The sequence below is a fragment of the Streptomyces sp. NPDC025793 genome (genome assembly GCF_055558375.1).
The window spans coordinates 1-2,869 of the sequence record NZ_JBVHMR010000127.1 but is presented as its reverse complement, the minus strand read 5'-3'; the positions used below and the strand labels follow the sequence as shown (position 1 = coordinate 2,869).

The 2,869-nt window shown below is 65.9% G+C and carries 1 protein-coding gene and 1 pseudogene; one reads left to right on the top strand and one right to left on the bottom strand.

What is annotated here, in order from left to right:
- Positions 1-255: 255 nt before the first annotated feature.
- A pseudogene (locus ACZ4MF_RS48775) lies at positions 256-988 on the bottom strand (class I SAM-dependent methyltransferase).
- Positions 989-1,569: 581 nt separating this feature from the next.
- Here ACZ4MF_RS48775 and ACZ4MF_RS48770 point away from each other — a divergent pair.
- Positions 1,570-2,760 (top strand): IS110 family RNA-guided transposase, encoded by a 1,191-nt coding sequence (locus tag ACZ4MF_RS48770; RefSeq protein ID WP_467500878.1) that lies wholly within the window; start codon positions 1,570-1,572, stop codon positions 2,758-2,760.
- Positions 2,761-2,869: the final 109 nt, after the last annotated feature.

The window sequence follows — 2,869 nt, the reverse complement described above, 5'->3', positions numbered from 1 at the left end:
GTCACCCGCAGCCGCCTCGGACGCCTCGTCCGCCAAGGCTTCCTCACCCAACCCGGACGAGGCCGCTACCAGAAACGGACTTAACGCCCACTCAGTCACAAATTCGAGGCCAGGCGATAAACGACAAGATGAGAAGCTGTGTCACAACCACTTTCTGCAGGTCACCGTAGGTGAGCTGGGGGCGGTGCTTGGGGTCCCGTTCGGTTTAGCGTCGATGGGCGCTGGAGCGAACGGCTGGCTGAGGGCACGTGCTGGTTAGGCGTCGCTTCGGAACAGGGCAGTCCACAAGAAGGGTTCGCCGAAATACGTGAATTCGGGTGGTTCTTCGCGCATGATTCGAAGTTCGACTCCTGTGAGGTTGGAGAAGATCCGGCGTAGGGACTGTGGGGTGTGGGCGAGTCCGCCGTGAAGGCGGGTGTCGCGGTAGAAGGCCTCGTCGGGGAGGTCTGTTCCTCCGCTCTCTCCGTCTGTGAAGCAGGTGAGGGCGAAGTGGCCGCCGGGTACGAGGAGTTGGTCGAGCAGGGCGAGGTAGCTGATGCGGCGGTGGGGCGGCAGGTGGTGGAAGCAGCCCGAGTCGTAGATCGGGTCATAGCGTCCGCTCAGCTCGGTGCCGGCGAGGGCGAAGTCGTCTCCCTTGTGGAACCGGATGCGGGCTCCGGTCTCACGGGCGCGCTCCTCGGCCCAGCCGACGGCTGCCGGGGAGAGGTCGACGGCGTCCACCTGGAAGCCGAGGGAGTCCAGATAGAGGGCGTTGCGTCCGGGGCCGCAACCCAGGTCGAGGGCCCGGCCCGGTGATGAGCCGGCGGTCGAGGCAGGAGGCGAGATTCTCTTCCGGCTTGGCCTCGAAGAACGGTACCGGTTTGGAGCGGTCGGCATAGAAGGTGTCCCGCCAGGCGGCTGCGTCGTTCGTCCAGCGGTCGGCGTCCGGCACGAACAGGTCGTCGAGGAGTTTCAGCACGTCCTCGACCGTGCGGATGCGCCGGTCCATCCGGCCCCCCTTTCGCGATGGGGAGACAGTACGGCCAGAGAGCGCAAAATCCCAGCTCAGCGTGTATGCCGCGACGGCGTGCAAGGCCGGTGGTGAGGATCTGAGCGGGGACCGCGAGCTGCGCTCAGGCCTCGGTAGGCGCGGCCGCCCCTTCCCCTGCTGAAGGGCGTCACGACGGCTTCCAGGCGGCGCTCAAGCCAGTTTCTGAAGTTGCTCTTCAGGCGGCTGCCACGAGGGTGGATGTGATGACCTTCTCGGGGCGGTGGTGGAATCGGGACAGTCGGCGGTCACGTCCGCTGGAGTGGTGTATCGACGGCCACTCGGTGATCTCTTCTTTGAGGCTATGCGGTCCTACCTTGTTCGTGGGTTGGACGGGCCATCGTAAGGTCCAGAGACCCAGAGACACTGGGTATGGCTTCTATGCGGTTGCCCTCGATGGTTCCACTCACCTGGCTGCCCGGTGTCTCACGACGACTCGGCCGCTGATTAGGAGCTGCGACCGCCTTCGAGTGGATCGCTGAGTAGGACCGCGCCGGCGAGGTCGTCCGGGAGAACAGCACATCGAACGACCGGAGGAACTGGTGGCCCAGATCTGGGCGGGTACGGACATCGGCAAGACCCATCACCATTGCGTGGTTCTGAACGCGGAGGGCGAACGACTGCTGTCGCGGCGCGTCCTGAACGACGAGCCGGAGCTGCTGGCCCTGCTCGCCGACGTACTTGCCCTCGATGTGGATGTGGTCTGGGCGGTCGACGTCGCCGATGGCATGGCCGCCCTGTGGATCAGCGTGCTGCTCCACCACGGCCAGCGCCTCGTCTACATACCCGGACTGGCCGTCAACCGGGCCTCGGCCGGCTACCGGGGCATGGGCAAGACCGACGCCAAGGACGCCACCGTCATCGCCGATCAGGCCCGGATGCGTCGCGACCTGACGGTCCTGCGGTCGGACGACGAACAGGCCATCGAGCTGCGGGTCCTTACCAGCCGCCGGGCCGACCTGAACGCGGACCGCACCCGCAGGATCAACCGTCTGCGCGGTCAACTCACCAGTATCTTCCCTGCCTTGGAGCGAGTTCTTGACCTGACCAACGTCGGACCACTGATCCTGCTGACCGGCTATCAGACCCCCGCCGCCTTCCGTCGGACCGGCGGAAAGCGGCTGGTGACCTGGCTGCGCAATCGCAGCGTGCGCAGCCCCGAGGCTCTCACCGAGGCCGCACTGGAAGCAGCCGAACGCCAGCACACCGCCGTCCCCGGGGAGAAGATCACCGCGCAGATGATCCACACCCTGGCCAAGGAGGTAATGAGCCTCAACGAGCAGATCAGTGAGATCGACAAGCTCATTGCGGCCCGGTTTCGCGACCACGAACTCGCTGAAGTGATCTCCAGCATGCCTGGCATCGGCCCGCTGCTGGGCGCCGAATTCCTCGCGGCCACCGCCGGCGACATGAGCCGCTACGGCACCGCCGATCGCCTGGCCAGCCTCGCCGGAGTCGCTCCGGTCCCCCGGGACTCGGGCAACATCAGCGGCAACCTGCACCGTCCCAGGCGCTACCACCGCGGCCTGCAACGTGTCTTCTACACCTCCGCGCTCATCAGCATCCGCAGCTGCGACGACTCGCGCCGCTTCTACGAACGCAAGCGCGCTGAAGGCAAGCGGCATACCCAGGCAGTTCTCGCCCTGGCCCGTCGGCGCGTGAATGTCCTGTGGGCTCTCATCCGTGACGGACAGTGCTACCAAGCCAACCTCCCCGTCGCCGCGATGGCTTGACAACATCATTAGGAGGTGAGTTCGGTCGGGAGGACGGTCTCGTCGGTTTCTGACTCGATCGGGTGGAGGCGGGCCTTGGCCAGGAGGTCGAGTCCCATGTACCGGCGGG